We start from the raw sequence: 20,105 nt of genomic DNA on the forward strand, positions 1-20,105 counted from the left end.
ATTTTTAGCGGTTCCGTTCTTTTGGGCCTCCGCCGTTGCCCTGTCGATGGCATCCGTCACCTGGCCCGTGGTAAGTTCCACCCGGCCGTCCTGACCGGGATTTTCCGGGGTAATGATACCGGTGGCAGGGACGTCCGTGTTGGACGGACCGGCGGGCTGTGTCTTTGTTGAAGCGCCGCTGTCGTCATGACTGCCGCTGTCTCCGGAGTGATCTCCGCCATCCGTGCTGCGCGGCTGGATCGTATCCGTCAGCCCGGAAATGATACCGGACTGCACCGAGCTTGTGACCTCCACGGTCAGTTGGCGGCCCACATCACTGCTTTTAAGGGTATAGTGTTCTCCGGTTTCCAGCTCCTTTCCATGATACAGCCAGCGGTATGACAGGCTGCCGGTATTGTTGCTTCCGGTCAGGGAAGCCGTCAATGTTTCTCCTTCTTTTGGTGTGCCCGTAATGGCCAGGACTCCGGTCAGCGGATCGTCGGCCACCGTCAGTGTTCCGTTTTCAAATGCGATGGTATAGTTTCCGCCTGCTTCCGCACCCGATATGCGGATGGGATAAGCACCCGGCGTCCTGTTGTCAGGCGTTTTCAAATAGTCCATCGTGGGAACAACGGTCAGGGTGTCCTGTCCAATCAGGCCGGAAACTGTGTAGTCCCTGTTTTGTTCCGGGTCAGACAGGCTGGGGATTTCCTCCCCGATTTTTATACTGCGGTCCAGCGCTTTCACGGTAATGCCCGCCCTGGTGATCTCAAAATCCACGCTGTCCGCGGCTTCTTTGTAGTTTTCAGTAGCCGCCGCCGTACCGGTTACGGTATAACTGCCCGCGTTGGCGGGAGCCTGTGTGGCCGGTCCATAGATTGTGCCGCCGCGCCCGGAATAGGAATAAGTGACCGCGCCGCCTGTGCTGCTGATAACCGCCGGAGCAGGGGACGCGCCGTATTCCACACTGACGCAGGTGATCTCCAGCGCTCCGTCTGCCTGTGTGATGGTGACATTCAAAGCAGCCGTGGCTTCGTTATAATTATGATCCCCTGCTTTGGTGGCGGTGATGACTGCCGCGCCGCTCTTTTGAATGGTGACCAGACCGCTGACGCTGTCCACACGGATCACATCCGCACCTCCCGTGACGGCATAGGTCACACCGCCCGTGGACTGGCCGCCCGTGGCGCTTACGTTAAAACTGCCGGAACCAAATTGTCTGGAAACGCGGTCGCCGCCCGCAAAGGCAAAGCCTGTCTGGTCCGCCCTGCTGATGCTGTATCCATCCAGCGTTCCTGTGTTCCCGCCCTTATAATTGTCTAAACCGACGGGGACGTATTCCGCAGTCAGGTTATGTGTGCCGGCCGGAACACCGTTCCATGCGGCAGTTGCCGTGAGATTGCCATTTTTGCTGATTACCGCACCGCTTTCGATTACCGTGTTGCCGTTCTTAAATGTGATGTTACCAGCAGGGATGTCGCCGCCGACTGCCCCGGCGACCGTGGCTGTCAGGGTCACATCCTGTCCGGCTGCCGCACCGGATGCGGGAACCGCCGTCAGGGTCAGCGTCAACTCTTTCGGCTTCACCGTGACGGTCATATCATCTTTTGTGACAGAATGATATTTTCCCGCATTGCTTCCGCTGGGTTTGAACGTCATTTCGTAACTGGTTTTTCCGCTGTCGGAAACAGCGGGGACGGTGTTCCCGTTTTTCCATGTGAACGCGCCTTCTAAGGCTTCATCATGCTCACCGGTGGCGCTGCCGCCCGTCAGCACGGCGTCTGCCAGAGGATACCCATACGTCAGGCTGGCGGTTGGCCATACAATTTTGGGGGTTAACATATGGGCTGCTAAAATCCGAATTCTAAAACCCATGCTGTCGTAGCCGGAAGTATTCGTGGCTGTAACCAAAAATGTAAATATGGCCTCCTCTGTAGGTATTCCGCTGATGACTCCGGTATTTTCGTCCAGCACCAGTCCATCTGGCAAGATACCGGCAGTAATGCTCCATTGAATGCCGTCTCCGTCGGCTGTCAATGTTTCAGAATAGCGGTCCCCCACCCTGCCGTATGCAAGGGAAGCTGTTGTGATTGTTGGTTTCGTGTACGGGATTGCGGTAATGATACCCGTCCTGTCAGTTGTTATAGCATTGGCGCCGCCCTTTGTAAGCGTTACCGTAAAGGTAAATTTACCGTCTGTTCCTTTCCTGTTTTCCGCCGTGCCGGCAGTGGCGGCGTTGAAACTGTCAACGGTAATATCAGCTTTCGCCACCGTGATGCCTGTGCTGTTCACGCCAGGCAGCGCGTTAATCCGCCCAACAAGCCCGGCTTTTACGGTTTCTTCCGTGTTGGCCGTGTCCTGTGTCATGGTGTATGTTCCTTCTTCTATCGCCGTTTTCGCCGCTTCCACGGCTTTCTGGTTAGCACTTTTCTCCGTCGTAACCACTAAACTGTCCGATACGGCAGAATCTTCATGATACTCGTCTGCTGCCGGCAGGTATGTCCAGAAGTAGTAGGTTGTGTTGGGGGTCAGGTTGGTGAACTGCATTTCATCCTGGGCTGCGACTCGCCAGTCTCCCGCGCCGGCAGTGGGAGGATTGGTCATTTCCGTATATAAATATTTTTGACCGGGTATCGTTTTCAGGGTAACAGTAGTCTCGGTCACCTCAATCTTTACCGGTGCATCAGGCTTTGCCGGCACAGCCTTGTTGACTGTGAGGGTAAACGGGATGCTGTCTGATGGCAAAAGCTGGTCATTCCCACCAGTATAACGCGCGGTAAGTGTATAACTTCCCGGCGCCCAATCCGGCTGTGTGATGTTAACTTTCAGTTCCGCCTGCTGATTGCGTACTTCCACCTGGCCAATTTCTTTGCCGCCGCAGTAAAATACAACTGTTTTTTTCGGAATTGCATTTCTGGAAAGCATGGTATCCTTCTGCTCATCAATCCGGGCTATGAGGGTGACCGTGTCGCCATAGGCCGCCGGGCTGGGGGAGGCAGACAAAGAAACAGTGGATTTCTTGTTGTTATAGCTGCCCTCGTCGGGCTTGGTTCCCGTACCGTTCAAAGTGCCTGCCTGATTGAAGATGCCGCCGTCCTCAACAACCAGCGTTCCGCCGGAATTCACCGTAATGGTTCCCTTATTGGTCAGTTCCGCGCCACTGCCCACGGTGAGACATGCGCCCGTATCAATGGTCAGGCTTGCGTCCGTATCAATGGTCAAGCTTGCGTCCGTGCCGATGGTAACGGTCACACCGTTCTCAAGGATAAAATCATCAGAAAGCACCACACCTCCCGTCACCTCGCCGGTGCTGCCCTGAATAACAAGACTGTTGTTGACAGAATATGTGCCGCTGTCACTATCATCTGCTCCATGGCCGATATGTTCCGCATCACTGCCACCCACCGCGGTAACAACCGCTTGAGAGATGGTAATCGTACCGCCGCTGCCCTGATAGCCGCCGCCAATCCCCGCGCCATTGTCGCCTCCATTTGCCATAACCGTACCACCGCTGATTTCGATGATTCCACTGCTGCTCTCAACGCCGCCGCCAATTCCCGCGCTACCAATGCCGCCATTTGCCGTAACTGTACCGCCACTGATTGTAATGGTTCCACCGGAGTAGCCAGTTCCAACACTACTAGCGGAACCAATACCCGCGCCACCGCCGCCGCCATCAGCTATCACAGTGCCGCCGATAATATTGATGGTTCCACTGCCACCATTACTGCCTCCAATCCCAGCGCCACCATGGCCGCCTTTAGCCTTGAGCTTTCCGGTGTCATCGCTCGCATCAATTGTCACAGAAGCACTAACTGGCACCCACAGCCCCGCACGGTTATCACCGCTTATCAGTTCGTTTTCACCGGAAAGGGTGATATTCGTATTCGCTTTGCCGGATAACGACATCCCAAATGCGACAGTGCTATTTATACTGCTTGTATTGATGGTTACATTGTCAAGCGTCACATTGGCACTTACGCCTTCCGGTACTTTGATAACGTATTGATTCTCGTTAAGCGTACCGCTCCATGTGCCGGAAATCGTATACGTTCCGTTTTTAGATAATTCAAAGCCTTTGCCGGAAGTATAAGTCACCTCGCCGCCTTCACCGGCAATAATTTTAATCCCATCCTCTTCCGTAATTTTGACTTCTTTTCCCTTGTTATCATAATGCGCGGTATTCCCGTCTTTATCGGTAATACTACAGTTTCTATACTCCGGGTCGGTGACATTCGTGCCGGTATTATTCATTATAAGCGCAGCATTGTCCGTAACTGAAAGGCTGCCGCCGTCCAACGTACCGGCACCGCCATCCCAATCGCCCGCGCCGCATCCAATATCGTAGCCCCCGCCCTTGCCTGTGGCCGTGACGGTCGTATCCGGGCCGGAGATGGCAACTGTACCACCCGCGCCCATACAACCGCCGCCGATGCCCGCACCGAATCCTTCACTTGTTGCCTTGACCGTGCCTCCGCTAATTGTGATGTCTCCTCCGGCGATATTGATACTACCACCACCGATCCCCGCGCCATAGCCTTTGCTTGTAGCAGTAACTATGCCGCCACTAATCCTGATGGTTCCACCATTTCCCGCGAAACCGCCGCCAACGCCTGCCCCTCCATTCTTACTAACAGCGTCGACTGTACCTCCGCTGATTGTAATAGTTCCGCCATCGCCACTGTATCCGCCGCCGATGCCCGCACCCTCCAGCTCACTTGTTGCGTTGACCGTACCGCCGCTGATCGTGATGTCTCCTCCATTTCCTTGCTCGCCGCCGCCAATTCCAGCGTTGAATCCAGCTCCGTTTGCTGTGACCCTTCCGTTAATAATCTTGATGACCCCGCCATCGCCGCCTTTCCGTAATTGATTCAGCGCTGAGCCGCCGCCGATGCCTGCGCCCCTGCCTCCTGTTGCTTCGACCGTACCATTGTTGATTGTGATTGTTCCGCCACTGCCGCCGCTGCTGCCCGCGCCACCCCCGATTCCTGCGCCGGAGCTGCCCTCGGCATGAACTGTGCCGCCGTTGATTGTAATGATTCCGCCGGAGCCGCCATTTCCGCTCCCACTTGCGTAACCGCCGCCAATGCCTGCGCCAATGCCCGTAGCATAGACCGTGCCGCTGTTTATCGTGACCGTTCCGCCACTGCCGCCGTTTTCATTATCTACGCCAACACTGCCTCCAATACCCACGCCGCCATTGACTGTCAGCACGGCACTGTCGTTATCTCCTTCAATCAGTACCTCAGCGTTTTCCGGCACTTCCAGTCCGGCACGGTAATAACCGCTTGCCAGCCTATTGTCTGCACCAGAAAAGATGATATGGGCCTCACCATCCACTGCGAATGCACTGGCGAACCGTTCCCCGCTTACGTCGATTTTTACGCCATCAAATTTTACAGTGGCGTCCACACCAGACGGTACGGTTAAGACGGCTTTTTTGTTTTCGGCGCTCACATCGTTCAGCGTTCCGTTCCATTCACCGGAAATGGTGTAGCTGCCGCTCCCTAAAATAATCTGGCCATCCGCTTCCTGCATAACCCCGCCGCCTTCAATCGTCAAACCGCCGTATTCCGCTTCAAGATCCGCCCCGCCAAGCAGTACCCTGACCGCCGGAAGCGGGTCACAGGCATAGCCCTCCGTCAGCTCCGCCATAAAGGTATAGCTGCCTGCCACCGGCCAGCTGCCGTCCTCATCCTGCCGGAACGCCTTGCACGTCCAGCCTAGCCCTATATCCTCCGGTTGCGCGCCCTCGATCTCTGCGTGGATTGCTGTGGGCAGCATGAGAACGACTGTATCAAAATCCACCGGATTATCCGCGCTGACGCCGGGCAGGACAAGCTCGCCCTCGTTTAAATAACCGTCATCCACGAATGTCCAGCCGGTGATGGTTTTCACCAGCGCATTCGCAGGAGGCAATCCCGGCACACACTCGCCCTCATGCCCGTCGGGAAGCGTACAGCCTTCTGTTTTCGTGCACGGTTTTTCCTCTGCATCAACGGCTCCAACCTTTACGAGAATCTGCGGCAGTTCCACTTCTAAGTCCATCTCATACCCGGACGGTATGACCGGTTCATAGACATAGGTTCCTGGTATCTCGGATTGAAACTCCGCATCGCTGCTCTCTATAAAATTCAGTTCCCATTCAACATCCCGTATTTTTCTCCTGACGGTCTTTTCAACTTTATCGTCAGAATCATGATCTTTCTCCGGTTCTTCCGCCTCGGAACCGGTTGCCACGGGCGCCTTCTGTTCTTCCGAATTTCCGGAGTATTCCGGCAGGTTTCCGGACGGTTTCCCTGCATCATTCTCTTCTTTTGCAGGTTTCTCAGATTCCAACCCGGTATTCGGACTCTTATTCTCTTCTGCGTCTGACTCCGGCTGCTTTATCTCCGGCTCCTCTTCTTTCTCCGTCCCCACTGTTCCGGTGGTATCGGAACCGGTTGTTTCCGGTTCACTAACTGTTCCATCATCGGAGGAGTCATCCGATAAGGCTTTTTCCCCATCTCCCGGTAACGCCTTCTCCTTCTCTGTAGAAACAGACGGGTCTGCATCACCAGCCTGTTGTTCCATAATGCTGTCAGTTCCTGAATCCGCCTTCACTTCAACAGAAGGTTCCGTCTCAGCCTTCCCCTCTTCGGTTTTACCGGCCTCTTTTTCCTCTGTTTCCTCCGTTTTGCTTCCCTCATTCGTCTGCTTCACAATCACCATGTCCGCCCACAGGCTGCCCGGGAAGCGGATGTCCTCCTCTGCTGCCCCCAGTTCCAATTCCTGAACCGCATATTTTTTCGGCAGTTCTTCAAACCGGATGATGGTTCTTTCCTCTTCCACCGCTGCAAATACCGGGGCCGTCTGGATATTGGACAATGCCAGTACAGACGCCATTACAACCGCAAACTTTCTCTTTAACTTACCCCTCATGTTTCCTCCTCTCTTCCCGCCGGTATGCCTGATCCATGGCAGAAATTGTTCTATATGATTGAAATTTCGATTATGAACAGATTCGTTCATAATCCCTAAAACGACGAAATGCGAACACGTTCTTCACGCGTTCGCATTTCTATCTATTCTTATATAACCTTATTATACCAGAATCCTGACGGGGAAACAACAGGAATTCTTTCCTGGTGGAAATTATAGTAGAAATTATCTGCAGTCTCCCATCCGGTCATCGTTCAAGCGGCGGTCATTGCCGCCTGGGTGCGGTCTGCTGAAGCGGATAAAAGCTGAAAAACAGTCTGACATCAGGCCGCCCCTGTACCAGCTCAAGAAATTTATTCCGGATCCGCGAAGTAATCATTTCCATATGGCTGCTTCCGGCCCCCGGCGTCATGACCAGGAACTGGCAGCTGGTGTAATGGGTATAAATATCATTGAAACGAAGGGAAGAGCAAATGCTTTCTCTTAATTGTTGAACCAGAAATTCCCGTTCGCCCAGATTCACAAAGGCCCCTGACGGATCTGTCAGTGAAATAAGGATAAGCTCCACCTGAATACCAGTCCGTTCCAGGCTTCTCTCCAGAAACCGGTAGATAGAAAGAAACGTCTGGTACTCCTGACAGTTGGCTTCCCTTGAAAAATCCGGTTCCTTCAACTCGCGGCAGATATACTTCATATCATGCGGAGCGGCCGGAAGCCCCTCCCCGGTCTGGGACGCTGTTTTATGCAGCGCCATGGAATCCCTGTAATAATTTAAAAAGTTTCTGCCTTCCCTCTTCCCATACCGGAGAGCACAGTCCGCACGGCTGTAAAGAGTCTGGAATGTATCGCCTTCACGGAACTGTTCCACCCCGATTGTCACTTTCAGGCGATTGCCTATCCCCATCTCCCTTCCAACCTGAAGTGCCCTGCTGTACAGGCTTTCTGCCTTGCTTTCCACCATCTCTTTCTTGCATGCATTTTGTATAAATACAGCAAATTCATCACCGCCCATGCGGCCGATCAGATCCTTCTTAAAAAAATGATATCCTATGACTCGGGCCAGCTCCTGCAGTACCTTATCTCCAGTCAGATGGCCGTACACATCATTGATCTGCTTGAAATGGTCGATATCCATAATCAGAAACACACCGGCTTTATCATGTCTGATGACCTCGCTTACCTTTTCCTCCATGGTTCCCCGGTTAAGAAGCCCTGTCAGGGAATCCTGGCTTGCCAGCTTCTTCAGGCGTTCATTTTCCTCCTGTAATTTGTCTAAACCTTTCACTTCTCTTCCCTCCAATCCCATTGTCTGACTGTTATCGTCCACCCTGCTGTCCCGGGACAGCCTGCAACATGAACGGTTTTATTCATAATCCCTAAAACGGCGAAATGCGAATACGTTTCTCACGCATTCGCATTTCATTCTTTTTCCTACTCATTAAACCGGATGGTAAATACAGTACCGTTTCCGGGAGGACTCTCTGCCTCCACCGTGCCTCCCATGGCTTCCACAACCGTTTTGACAATATACAGTCCCAGACCGCTGGAGCCATCCTTTTCCCCGCGTTCCGGCGACACCTTATAGAAGCGTTCGAAGATATGAGGCAGGTGTTCCGGTGCGATCCCCTCCCCGGTATCCGATACCTTCAGTTCAGCCTGACTGCCATTTCTCCGGATCGAAAGCGAGATGCTTCCTCCGGCCGGCGTATGGCGGATTGCATTGTAAACCAGGTTATCCAGCACACTCCAGATCTTATTGCCATCCACCTGCAGTTCCATTCCCTCTTCCGCCTCCGCTGAGAATTGAATCCCGTTATCCCTGACCAGATCCGCGTACCTTTGTTCCGCCTCCTTCATCAGCTTTACTGCCGGTATCCGGTCCTTCCGGTAAACCGCAGTACCGCCCTCCAGCCGGGTCACCTCAAATAAGTTGTGGATCAGCCTCTGGAGGTCCAGGTTCTTATGATAGGCGATCCCCAGATATTCCGCCCGTTCCTGCTCATTGGCCGCTATCGTATCGTCTCCCAGCAGTTCCAGATAATTATTCAGCACGGTCAGAGGCGTTTTGAGATCATGGGATATATTGGCGATCATTTCCCGCAGGGCTGCCTGGGAGGCTGCCAGCTGCCGGTTGGCGCTGTTTAACTGCTCCGTCCTCTGTTCCACCAGCAGCTCCAGGTTTTCGTTGACACGCTCTACCTCATTGTGGGCTTTCGCATAATTCCTCGAAAGCATGGTGCACTGGCAGAGCAGCAAAAACAGGTTCGGTACAATTCCCGGTACAAAAAGTGCTCCTTCAAATACGGTTTTTGATAACGGGCCAAAGAAAATAAAAATGATTAAGCTCAAAAAATAGAGAAACTGGTATGGATCCCGCCCTATTTTGCCGTTCTTCACTACCAATACCACCGAAATCCCATAGGGGAGTAGCACCAGGAACATCCAGTTGACTGCGGCTGCATAGGGAACACTCTGTATACAGATCAGTACCATGGGCAGGATAAAGCTGATTCCATATATGACGCGGAGAATCCGGCCCAGGCGGACGCGGAACATCTGAAGCATAAAGATACAGATACACAGGTTCTGAAGGGTAAATAAAAGCAGGAATACCCGGTTTAACACCGGGCCGATTCCCCCCGGAAGAAAATACTGGAACAGGTTATTGCTCTCCATGGCCAGACGTACCGTTGTTACCAGACAGGTTACACTGTAAATAAGATAAATCTTTTCCCTCCTGCGGAATGCAAACAGGAACAGATGATAGATGCCGATAAACAGGATACCGCCCAGGGCAAACGCGATCAACATCCGCTGCCAGAATATGTGATGGCTCAGCACCGTATCACGGCCGATGAGAAGGGAATAAAAGATACCGCTCCCGTTCATATGGTAATTAGCTGCCTGAATCACCAGTTCTATTCTGCCATCCTTAGGCACCACGGCCAAAAGATCATTTCTCACTCCAGGAACCGTGTGTTCCGCCGAATCGCCCGGATGACCGGCCGTAAAGATTTCGGTTCCATTTACCCAGATGATGGAAGATGACATGATTTCCGGCACATAAAGAAGCAGGGACTGGTCTGTAGCAGTTTGTATGTGCAGGCGGTACGTTGCATATCCCAGCCCCGGATACCCCTTCTTAATCCATGGCCCGGGCAGGTCGATATACTCCCTTCCCTCCGCCAGTCCCATCTGAAAGTCCTGCGGGGTATAGAGTTTTCCATAATAAAGCTCCCATTCCCCATCCAGTGCATAGACGTCTGAGTGAAAATTCGTCTCCCGATAGTCCATTACGCCATTTGCCGCCTTAGGTCCTTTTGAAACAAACGGCTGGCAGGCAGCAAAAAGCAGAGTGATGCAGACGGTCAGTATTAAAGCAAACATACACAGGAATCGTTTCATAGCCTTGTCCTCGCTTCCGACCTGGGCTGGAACTCATAGCCCTCTCCCCGTACCGTCTCTATGCTGCCGACCAGATGGCCCACCTCATCCAGCTTGCGCCGCAGCCTCGCGATATGTACCGCAACCGAATTGGTAGTATCCGGCTTCCCCGTTCTCCATACCTCTCTGTACAATTCGTCCGGCGTTAAAATCCGGCCGGGATTCCCTAAAAGATACAGGAATAAGTCAAACTCCTTTTGGGACAGCGGAATTACATGGTTTCCTGCGGTCAGACTTTGCTGATGATGGTCTATAATGAATCCCTGCATCACACTGCGCCGCACCTGTGCGTAAACCCGGGCAGCCAGTTCCTTTAAGCTGTAAGGCTTGGTAATATAATCATCCCCGCCGGCCATTAATCCCCGGATCTTATCCTCCTCATCGTCCATGCAGCTTAAAAACAGGATCGGCGCTGATGTAATATCCCGTACCGCCTGGCAGAGCGCAAACCCGTTTAAACTGGCAGAAGTACATCCAGCGATAGTCACAGCTGCCGCCGCAGCAGTTCCAGGCCGTCCATGGCACAGATAGCTGTATCAACCTTGTACCCTGGACTCCAAATATTTTCGGTTGGTTCTTAAAATGTCCGGCTCATCGTCAACGGCCAGCAGCCAATACGTTTGTTCCAATCAGCTTCCCTCCTCTCTTGCGTTAGATGAACGAAAGTGTTCATCTTCCCTGAAACAACAATATGCGAACGGCAGAAGCCATTCGCATATATCACTGATTTCATTATATGGTTGATTTGAATTTATGTCAAGCAAACCTTTAAATCCAGTTTCGTAAACCGGTGCAGGTGCACATAGACGCGCCAAGATATTTAGACCTATGTCATTACTTTGGACAAAAAAGTTAAAAAGTTATGCCGTTTTTCCTAATTCCATGTCCTCCTTTTGCTTTCGCTCTCGTTCTTTAGGCGCTGCATATCTTTTCGCAAAGCATAATCCCTAATTCTGTACTTGGCTTCTCTATACCTCCAATGACCACTCATTTTAAATGAATGTGATATTCGAAACTGTATTATGCTCAATGAAGCAGTACGGCTTTGACCCATTTTTCCCGTATACATTCCGAAACGTAATTTTGTCACAGGCTTTTAAATGAATCTCACCAGACTCATCATCTATTACAACATTTTCCATAAGAACGTTCTTAACATAATTTTGTCTGTCTTCAAAACTCTGTTTTAGAAAACCTTCTAATTCTACAACCTTTTCACTTCCTGTAATCGTGCAGTTTCTTATCTCGATGTCTTCAAATACTGGCAAATCGGGAGCTGCATCTCCATCCGCGTTATATGGAACACTATGAGCCAGAAACTTGTCAATTCTGCAGTCCTGCATCTTTATATTTCTGATATAACCGCCTCTTGCCCTCTGAGCCTTAAGTTCCAGACCATATCTCGTATTTTGAATGACACAATCTCTTAAATAAACGCCATCTACACCACCCGATTCTTCACTGCCGATCGCCATACCATTCCCTCCCAGCATCTTTAAATCGAAGATGCGAATATTCTCCGTCGGAATATTCACTCTGTTGCCATCCGGGTTTTTTCCAGATTTTATGGCGATACAATCATCCCCTGTGTCGAATTTCGTATCAAAAATCATCATATTCTTAGATGAATCAGGGTCCCAGCCATCGCCATTATCAATCCCTCTTGATTGAATCGTAATCCCGTTCGTTGTAACGGTATCGCAGTAGATCATATGGATTGTCCAACACGGTGGATTCTCTACATTGATACCTGTAATATGGACATTTCTACACTGTATAAAACTGAGTAATCTTCCTCTGACCCGTCTTCCTCCAATTCCATCGGAAACGTATTCCGGGTATTTTCCCTTATCTGCATAGATACTTTTCATGGCAGTTCCCAGCTTCATTCCACCGCCAATGATGCGTCCCGTACCACAGATTCTTATATTTTCACATGTCATCCTTTTTCGGTTATCCGGGTCTAAATATCCAGCATTAATCAGGCTCCGATAACAGTACAATTCCCAACCCTCGTATCGGCTCAAAATCAGCCCGTCTTTATTTATCTTCCCGGAATAGCTGCTTTTTTGCTCTTTAAGAAAAATGTAATCGGTCGGGTCCTGGCTCCCCTTTAGTGTTCCATCAATCTGAAGCGTCATATCACTTTTCAATTCCAATGCACCTGACAGAACTACCGCACCTTTAGGAATCAGAACAATATCTCCTGAACAGCATTGATAAATGGCTGCCTGCAATTTTGCCGTACTATTTACGGTTCCGGTTCCGTCAACGCAATATGGTTCTTTCGTCACATCAATGACAGACCCAATTTGTTTCGTTTTCACCTGCAGGGAATTGGACTTTTCCGATCTGTTCTCTCCCTCCATTACCGCCTCTACCTCGAATCTATAAGGCGTACATGCGCTAAGTCCTCTTACTGTATAATGTGTTTTATCGGGTCTTGTACGGGCGATCAGCCTATCATTCTGATACACATCATATCCCTGTACGCGTTCGTACACCTCCGGTTTCTCCCAAACCAGAGTCACACTGTCAGCAGAAACGGTCGCAGGTGCTGCCATCAACTCTCTTGGTGCAGTTTTCGTATTAAACATTTATGATCTCCTTATTTCTTCCACTGTTATCAACACTTTGTCCATCATAGACTAACTCCGTTCCTATATACTCATTCTTGCTTCAGCTCTGTTTCCTGTATTCAGCCGGACTCATTCCCATCATTTTTTTAAACACCTTGCTGAAGTACTTTTCATCCTCATATCCCACCATATCCGATATCTCACCGATGGTTTTAGCCGTTTTCACCAAATACTCCCTGGCCCTGTCGATTCTCACACCGCGCAGATACTCGTTGAACGGCACTCCCACAATTTTTCCGAAGCATATGCTGAAATAGCTTCTGCTCAAATGAAAATGTCTGGCTAGATCACTGCTGACAAGGTGCTGGTCAAAATGTTCGTCTACATACCGCTTTGCTTCCATAATAGACTGAACCACTTCATTGGAATACTGGTTATTGGAAAATATCCCTGATGTGCGCAGGTACATCCCCTCCAGCCAGTGTTCAATCTCCTGCCACGCATGAAATTCCGACGGCAGCTCATACCGTTCCTCCGTCACGATTCCATAATTCTGGTTCCACGCGTTCTCCATAGCCAGCATGATATGGTACAGCTTCGCCACCGTTATATTGCTCTTCTTTAAGTCGAAACAGATCTTTTCAAATAAACTTTCCTCCGTAATCCATTGAAAAGAGAGCCAGCGTTGTTTCAGTTCCCGGAAGGTCTCCTCATCAATCGGTTCTTCCTTTCGCTGCATCTCCTGGTAATCCTTCTCCTGCACCTCTTTGATTCCGGTATATTCCCAGAAGAACTTTTCCCTCTTATACCGCAGTAGAACTGCATCCATCTTATCCCATGGAATTCCCTTCACACCGCTTACAGTCATGAAAATACAGCCGTTATAGTTCACCGGAAACCGGTATTCCTCCGGGCAGTCTTCCTCACAATTCCAGATCCAAATACCGGATATAACCTCACGAAATCCTGCTTTCATGCGTATATCATTCTGACTTAAGAAGATCTCCGCACTATCCTCCCCTTCCGAAAATTCCTCGACCAGCGCATAAATCCTGTCGCTGTCCATACTGCCCTTCCCTGCCGGCAGGCTTCCGTCCTTCTCCATCTCCTTTCTGACACGCTGAGAAAGGCGGCTTAGGATAGAGTCGAAATTTTCCTGGTCAAACTGCACCTTTGCAATATAGTCTATGGCGCCAAGCCGCAGCGCCTGCTGAATATAGTCAAAGTCACTGTGAACCGTCAGAACCGCAAATTTCAGCCTGGAATAGCGCGCCTGGGCCTTTTGGATAAATTCCAATCCTGACATAAGCGGCATTTCCAGATCGCTGAGCACCAGGTCCACTTGTGTTTTTTCCAGGAATTCCAATGCCGCGATGCCGTTTCCTGCTTCGCCGACAATCTTCATCTCATACTTATCCCAGGGCATGGAAGCAATCAGCCCTTTTCTCGTCAATTTATCATCGTCAACAATCAACACATTCAGCATCTTTCTTCTCCTCATGCATCTTTGGAACCAGGATGCGCACTACCGTTCCTCCCGATTCCCGGTTCCCGATTGAGAACCTCCCCTTCTTACCAACATTTAAGTAAAACTGTTCCAGAGACTGGATTACATACTCCAGGCCGATGCCGATCGCATGGGCCGGCTGCCTTCTCATTTCTCTATTTTTATTCTCCGCATACTCATGAATCCGGACAAGCTGTTCCTTTGAAATTCCCAGACCATCGTCGGAAATCTCAATCTCCACCCAATCATTTCGATCCCTGACCACTACCTCGATATGCATGTCGTCACGGTAACCATGGACAATGGAATTTTCAATCACAGGCTGCAGAATAAACTTCGGGATCGGATAGCAAAATTCGGCTGTCTCCGGCTCCCTCCGTATAGTATAAGTAAAGTCATATAAGCGCACCTTCTGAAGCAGCATATATTCGCCCATGGCTGAAAGTTCCCTCTCAATATCGGTATGGTAACCGTCTTTATCCAGATTATAAAATAAGAGACGGTTCAGCGCTTGGACTGCCTTATCAATATCCTGCTGACCGTTCATGACGGCCATCCAGTGAATGGTATTCAGCGTATTCATCAAAAAGTGAGGATTAATCTGATACCGAAGCTTTTCAATCTCCAGCCTCCCCTTCTCCTCTTCTCTGGACACCATATCCTTCAGCATCTCCTGAATCTGGCGCCGCATCTCTTCAATCCTGCGCAGCAGATGGTCATATTCCTGCATTCCGGTTAAAATGACGCAGCCCTCATCCGGATTCTCCTGTTCTAAAAGCCGGTCCAGTTCCCGGTCAAAAAGCCGGAGCGGAGAATAGATGTTTTTCCAGACAACTACGAATAAAAAGGCCACAATCCCCACAAAGGCAATAATAGCTCCGAACACAGAGTAGTATTCTTTTAAGTAAGCTCCCTTCTCCAGCTTCATATCCACAAGCTCCACAACGGAGAAACCCATTTCCGAATCCTTCTTAAAATAGCGGTAACCGCCAAGCATTCCATCCGCTCTGGCGATGTCCTGAAATAACGCTCCCTCCGGGCAGAGCTCCGGCACGCTGCTGTAGCAGATCTCTCCCCTGTCGTTGATAAAGACCAGCCCTTTGGTGCCTTCCCCTTTTGTCCGGAAGAGTTTATCCAGCGTATCATAGTTTGTCTCTATTCCCATGTAGATATCCCGGGCTTCCGGCGTCAGCTGTTTGATCTTCCGCATCAGACAGAGTACCATTCCGCTGTTATAACTGGCCAGACTCCTTTTCGGTCCATAAAACCAAAGTTCATTGGCCCTGCAAAGATAGGACCGATCATCCAGCTCCAGGCTGCGGGTGATATTGAAATTACTGATCGCCACTTCGTCTCCGTACTCGAAAAACACCAGGCCAATATTGATATTGGCGAAGGTCAGCTGCCTTAACCGGTCCATAATCTGCTGGTTCAGTTCAATTTTGTGGTAGGAATCCACCTCAGAGGAGTACAATTCTGTAATATCCTCCGCAATGTTGATGCCAAAACCGATCTGCTGAGACAGAAGCTCCATGCTGTCAATGATGTTCTCAATCGTGCCTAAGAGCACGGACAGACTGTTGTCGTACGCGTTCTCGATCCTTGTTTTGGTGACGCGATTGATAATCTGTCCCGAAATCACCGATATACTGATAAAAGAGGTGAGCATCGTGACGATAAATAAAAGAAGAACCCTTGTCCTGAGTGAGACTTTCTGGATTTTTCCCGCCTTTTTCGTCGTTTTCATAAACTCACCTCCTGATCGTAACTGCTGTCTACCATCTATTAAAGCATATTAATTTTGAATAATCAATACCCGCAAACCACCGCCATCTACACCCGGTTCCAGACGATAAGCCCGGCCTTTTCCTCCTTATGGTGCAATTTCTTCAAACGCAGGAAAAATTCTGCCTCGGTCATGTGATTATCCAGATTCGTTATGATTTCCCCTTTTCCAGTCTCCTGATTATAGAGCCACATCTGCCACCGGTAATAGTCCGGCCCCTCTCCCTCATCGCGAATACGCCCCATTAACCGTTTCAATATATGAGCCGTAAATTTATAATCAGCAAAGCATTCATACTGATAAAAATTCTTCCAGATTCCCCTCTCAGCCTCCCGCAGCTTCTGATCCGCCTCCGCGAATGCCTCAGCCGCCAGGCCGCACTCATAAAATGCCTCCAGACCATGATTCTCCTCCCGCAGTCTCCAGGCTCTGCAGAAATGTGTGACGCCGAGGCAGCCCAGATAATGCAGCCACACCTGCAGCGTCAGGGTATCAGACAGTTCCGGCGCTTCCCTTTCGCAATCCTCCAGATACTTCTCATACCCGTAAGCCTTTCCCGCAAGTCTTTCATCCAGCCAGCAAATCTGTTCATGGAGAGTCTTTGCCGGAATTACCCACTGAAAATGCTCTGCGGCCTTCTCTGCGTCGGCCATCCACTGACGTGCCAGAATCTTTACACTGTGGGTATAGAACTGTTCTCCTGCGGTCTCATCCTCCTGGTCTCCAAAACGGATCGCAGCAGCCGCATAACGTCGGTACAGCCCGGCAGCCGCAGCAGCGTTTTCCCCATAATACTGCCCGGCAAACTCCTCGTAAAAATCCTCTGTTCTGCAGGCCGGATCCTGCCACAGCTTCGCCAGTAAGGTCAGTAATGGAGCGTGGGGACGGATATTGGAGCAGTTAATAATCCAGTAGTCCGACAGTCCCCGCTTATACGATTTTAGAAGTTCATCCCGGTAGTATTCCGGTTCAAAGGGCGGCATCGTAGTATGACTGGCAGCCTGAAGATCATAAAAGGAGATATGGTAATACAGGCCGTGTCTTCCCTCTGCCTCCCTCTCGTTCACAGGAAGCGCTTCTGTCCTGGGGTTATGGTTTCCCCTCCTCCTTGTCACCATTTTCCCGTATCCATTGTCTCCCCATACCCTTATGACATCATCCGGCAGGCTTAGAACACCTTCCCGGTACAGCTCCATCATCTCTCCATACAGGTTCGTGCAGATCACGGCCTCCGGAATCTCCTTCCGGATCATGTCATACTGCTTCTTTATAACGCCGCTTAGGAAACGGCCTTTCTCTTCCTCGCTCTTTTCGGCGCTCTCTCCATCGCTCTCCCAATACGGACAGTCCCCCTGCCCCCGGAAACCGACGGCCCAGACCGCCTGCTGGCCTTTTCTTTTCTCAATGGCCCTCTGCCATAATGCTTCATACAGTTCCGGATACATACGGTACGACGGCTGCAGATCGGGATATGCTGATGAGAACATCTCTGCCCCCAACGGTTCCACATGGTGGTGTGTCAGCTTCAGTCCCATATCCGAAGCCAGGGTACAATACTTATCGAAGTTTTCCAGACCTCCCGGAATCACCATATTTCCGCCGCAGCGCAGCAGCGCCTCGAAAGCCATTTCCCAGGCATACGCTTCGTCATCACCCGGATTCCACCGTCCCAGAAAGGTTTCATCGTTAATAAACCAGCCGCGATATGACACGGCTGCCCGCTTCGAACGATACGTTCCCGCAGGAATGGAAACCGTTTTTCTCATCCCGATCTTCTGATCCAGCCAGAACCAGAATGGCCGGATTCCCAAATATTTCTCACTCAGATAGTGGAACGCGTAGACCAGGCCTAAGTCTGAGGAAGTATGGATCTGGATATCGGACTCACTCACCCGAATTTCCCAGGCTTCCTCCTCCATACAGTGGCTGCAGTCAATGTAAATCCTGCTCACCCCGGCGGTTCCCGCCTCAAGCGTCTTTTTGACATCCCGATAAAACCGTTCGGCAGCCCGATAGACCGGGCGGCTTTCCATCTCGCCAAAAATCCGCACATTTCCAGTTAATAAAAAGTCCTTCATTTTTCTCCTCCTATTCCTTCACACCCCCCAGCATGATGCCGGACACAAAGTATTTCTGCAGAAATGGATAGATGGCCAGAATGGGCAGCATGGAAACAAATATCTTGGCCGAGTTCAACGCCGTGTTGGAAAGGTTCGCCAGATTTGCCAGCTGATCCTCTGTAATAGAGCTATAGTCGATCTGTACCACCATCTGCTTGATATACGACTGCAGCGGATAATAATCAATCTTCGTGGAGAGCACATAGCCCTGGAAAAATTCATTCCAGTGACTGACGATGGTAAACAATGCAATTGTGGCCAGAATGGGCTTGGAAATCGGCAGCACGATAGAAAACAGAATACGCCACGGGCCGGCTCCATCTACAATGGCCGCTTCCTCAAGTTCCTTTGATATGGACTCAAAAAAATTAATCATGAGGATCATGTTGTAAATCGGAAGGCCGCCGCAGACCGCCAGACCGAACACACTGTTGATCAGGCCGTAATTTTTCATGGTCATATACCACGGAATCAGGCCGCCGGAAAACATCATGCAGAAAATACAGATCCACATGATGATATTGCGCGGTGCAAACTCTTTCTTCGGTTTTGCCAGCGCATAGGATGCCGGAATCATAACTCCCAATGAAATCGCCGTAGCCAGTACCACACGGGTGACCGCCGTGATAAATGAGCGGAAAAACTGAACGTCTTTCATAATCTCCTTATAGTTGACCGTCGTAAAGCCCACCGGCCAAAATCCCACCAGTCCGGCGGCCACCGCCTCCTTGCTGCTGAAGGACAGCGACAAGGTATAGATAAGCGGCAGCAGACAGGAGAGGGAAAACAGAACTACGATGCAGATAATCAATAGGTAAAACACTTTCGATGCTGCTGTTTTTCTTTCAATCATGGTAATCTCCTTTAGAAAATCTTGTAATCGGCTACTTTGTTTGCAATCAGGTACGATACGGAAATTGCAGTAAAGCCCACCACCGATTTTAGGAGGCCCACCGCAGAGGCCAGTGAAAACTGCATGTCCACAAGGCCGGCCCGGTATACCCACGTATCGATGATATCCGCCGCAGAGTAGACAGCCGGATTATAAAGATTATAGATCTGGTCAAAACCTGCATTTAAGATGTTGCCCAGGGAAAGCACCATCATCAGGATGATTGTACCCTTAATACTCGGAAGCGTAATGTGACGCATTCTGTCCCACCGGTTTGCCCCATCAATAGCTGCCGCCTCGTAAAGGCTGGGGCTCACGCCGGTCAAGGCCGCTAAGTAGACCACCGTTTTGAAGCCAAATTCCTTCCAGATATCGCTTCCGATAATCAGTCCTCGGAACAGGCCGCCGTTCTGGAAGAAAGAGAGGCGGTCAAATCCCAGCCCCATCAGAATCGAATTGATGGGACCGCTGTGGCCAAATATCTCCAGGAGCATCCCGCTTAAGGCTACCCAGGATAAGAAATGCGGGATATATACCAGCGTCTGAGCCGTCCTTTTAAACAGCGCATGGTTAATTTCATTGAGCAGAAGTGCAAATGCCACCGGAACCACCAGATTGCCAATAATTTTAAATACAGCAATGATAAATGTATTACCCAGAATTGTTTTTACATCCTTTAACTGCATCATATACTGAAAATTCTCAAGTCCTACCCAGGGAGAATGGAAAATGCCCTTTCCCGGATTAAAATCCTGGAATGCCATAACAATGCCTCCCATAGGGACAATATTAATCAGTACCAGCCACAGTAACGCCGGTATGACCATAATCCAGTAATGGATCTGTTTCTGTTTTCTTTTCATTCGATACTCCTTCC

At 50.3% G+C, this 20,105-nt stretch carries 10 protein-coding genes; all 10 read right to left on the reverse strand.

The window, feature by feature from the left end; all coding sequences use genetic code 11:
* A partial coding sequence (locus ACLTD4_RS22100; protein WP_412331567.1) for an Ig-like domain repeat protein occupies positions 1-6,900 on the reverse strand: 6,900 nt, incomplete at its 3' end.
* 265 nt (positions 6,901-7,165) lie between these two features.
* Positions 7,166-8,185 carry a GGDEF domain-containing protein gene (locus ACLTD4_RS22105; RefSeq protein WP_117622801.1) on the reverse strand — a complete coding sequence of 340 codons (1,020 nt, stop codon included), beginning with the start codon at positions 8,183-8,185 and terminating at the stop codon, positions 7,166-7,168.
* A 146-nt stretch (positions 8,186-8,331) separates the two neighbouring features.
* Complete coding sequence (locus tag ACLTD4_RS22110) at positions 8,332-10,305, reverse strand: sensor histidine kinase (protein ID WP_117622753.1); 1,974 nt, start codon at positions 10,303-10,305, stop codon at positions 8,332-8,334.
* The gene (locus ACLTD4_RS22115) at positions 10,302-10,832 is read right to left on the reverse strand and encodes a response regulator transcription factor (RefSeq protein ID WP_412331568.1); all 531 of its coding nucleotides are present in this window, start codon (positions 10,830-10,832) and stop codon (positions 10,302-10,304) included. Before ACLTD4_RS22115 ends, ACLTD4_RS22110 begins: the two co-directional genes overlap by 4 nt.
* A 504-nt stretch (positions 10,833-11,336) precedes the next feature.
* Positions 11,337-12,941 carry a glycoside hydrolase family 28 protein gene (locus ACLTD4_RS22120; RefSeq protein WP_117622754.1) on the reverse strand — a complete coding sequence of 535 codons (1,605 nt, stop codon included), beginning with the start codon at positions 12,939-12,941 and terminating at the stop codon, positions 11,337-11,339.
* Positions 12,942-13,023: 82 nt separating this feature from the next.
* A complete protein-coding gene (locus ACLTD4_RS22125) occupies positions 13,024-14,409 on the reverse strand; it encodes a response regulator transcription factor (RefSeq protein ID WP_181988627.1) in 1,386 nt (461 codons plus the stop codon).
* Complete coding sequence (locus ACLTD4_RS22130; protein WP_117622756.1) at positions 14,387-16,177, reverse strand: sensor histidine kinase; 1,791 nt, start codon at positions 16,175-16,177, stop codon at positions 14,387-14,389. Before ACLTD4_RS22130 ends, ACLTD4_RS22125 begins: the two co-directional genes overlap by 23 nt.
* 86 nt (positions 16,178-16,263) lie before the next feature.
* Positions 16,264-18,294 carry a glycosyl hydrolase 115 family protein gene (locus tag ACLTD4_RS22135; protein WP_117622757.1) on the reverse strand — a complete coding sequence of 677 codons (2,031 nt, stop codon included), beginning with the start codon at positions 18,292-18,294 and terminating at the stop codon, positions 16,264-16,266.
* 10 nt (positions 18,295-18,304) lie between these two features.
* The gene (locus ACLTD4_RS22140; RefSeq protein ID WP_055655875.1) at positions 18,305-19,189 is read right to left on the reverse strand and encodes a carbohydrate ABC transporter permease; all 885 of its coding nucleotides are present in this window, start codon (positions 19,187-19,189) and stop codon (positions 18,305-18,307) included.
* 11 nt (positions 19,190-19,200) lie between these two features.
* Positions 19,201-20,091, reverse strand: coding sequence for an ABC transporter permease (locus tag ACLTD4_RS22145; protein WP_055656107.1), 891 nt, complete (start codon positions 20,089-20,091; stop codon positions 19,201-19,203).
* Positions 20,092-20,105 lie beyond the last annotated feature (14 nt).

The sequence above is a fragment of the Hungatella sp. genome (assembly GCF_046966825.1).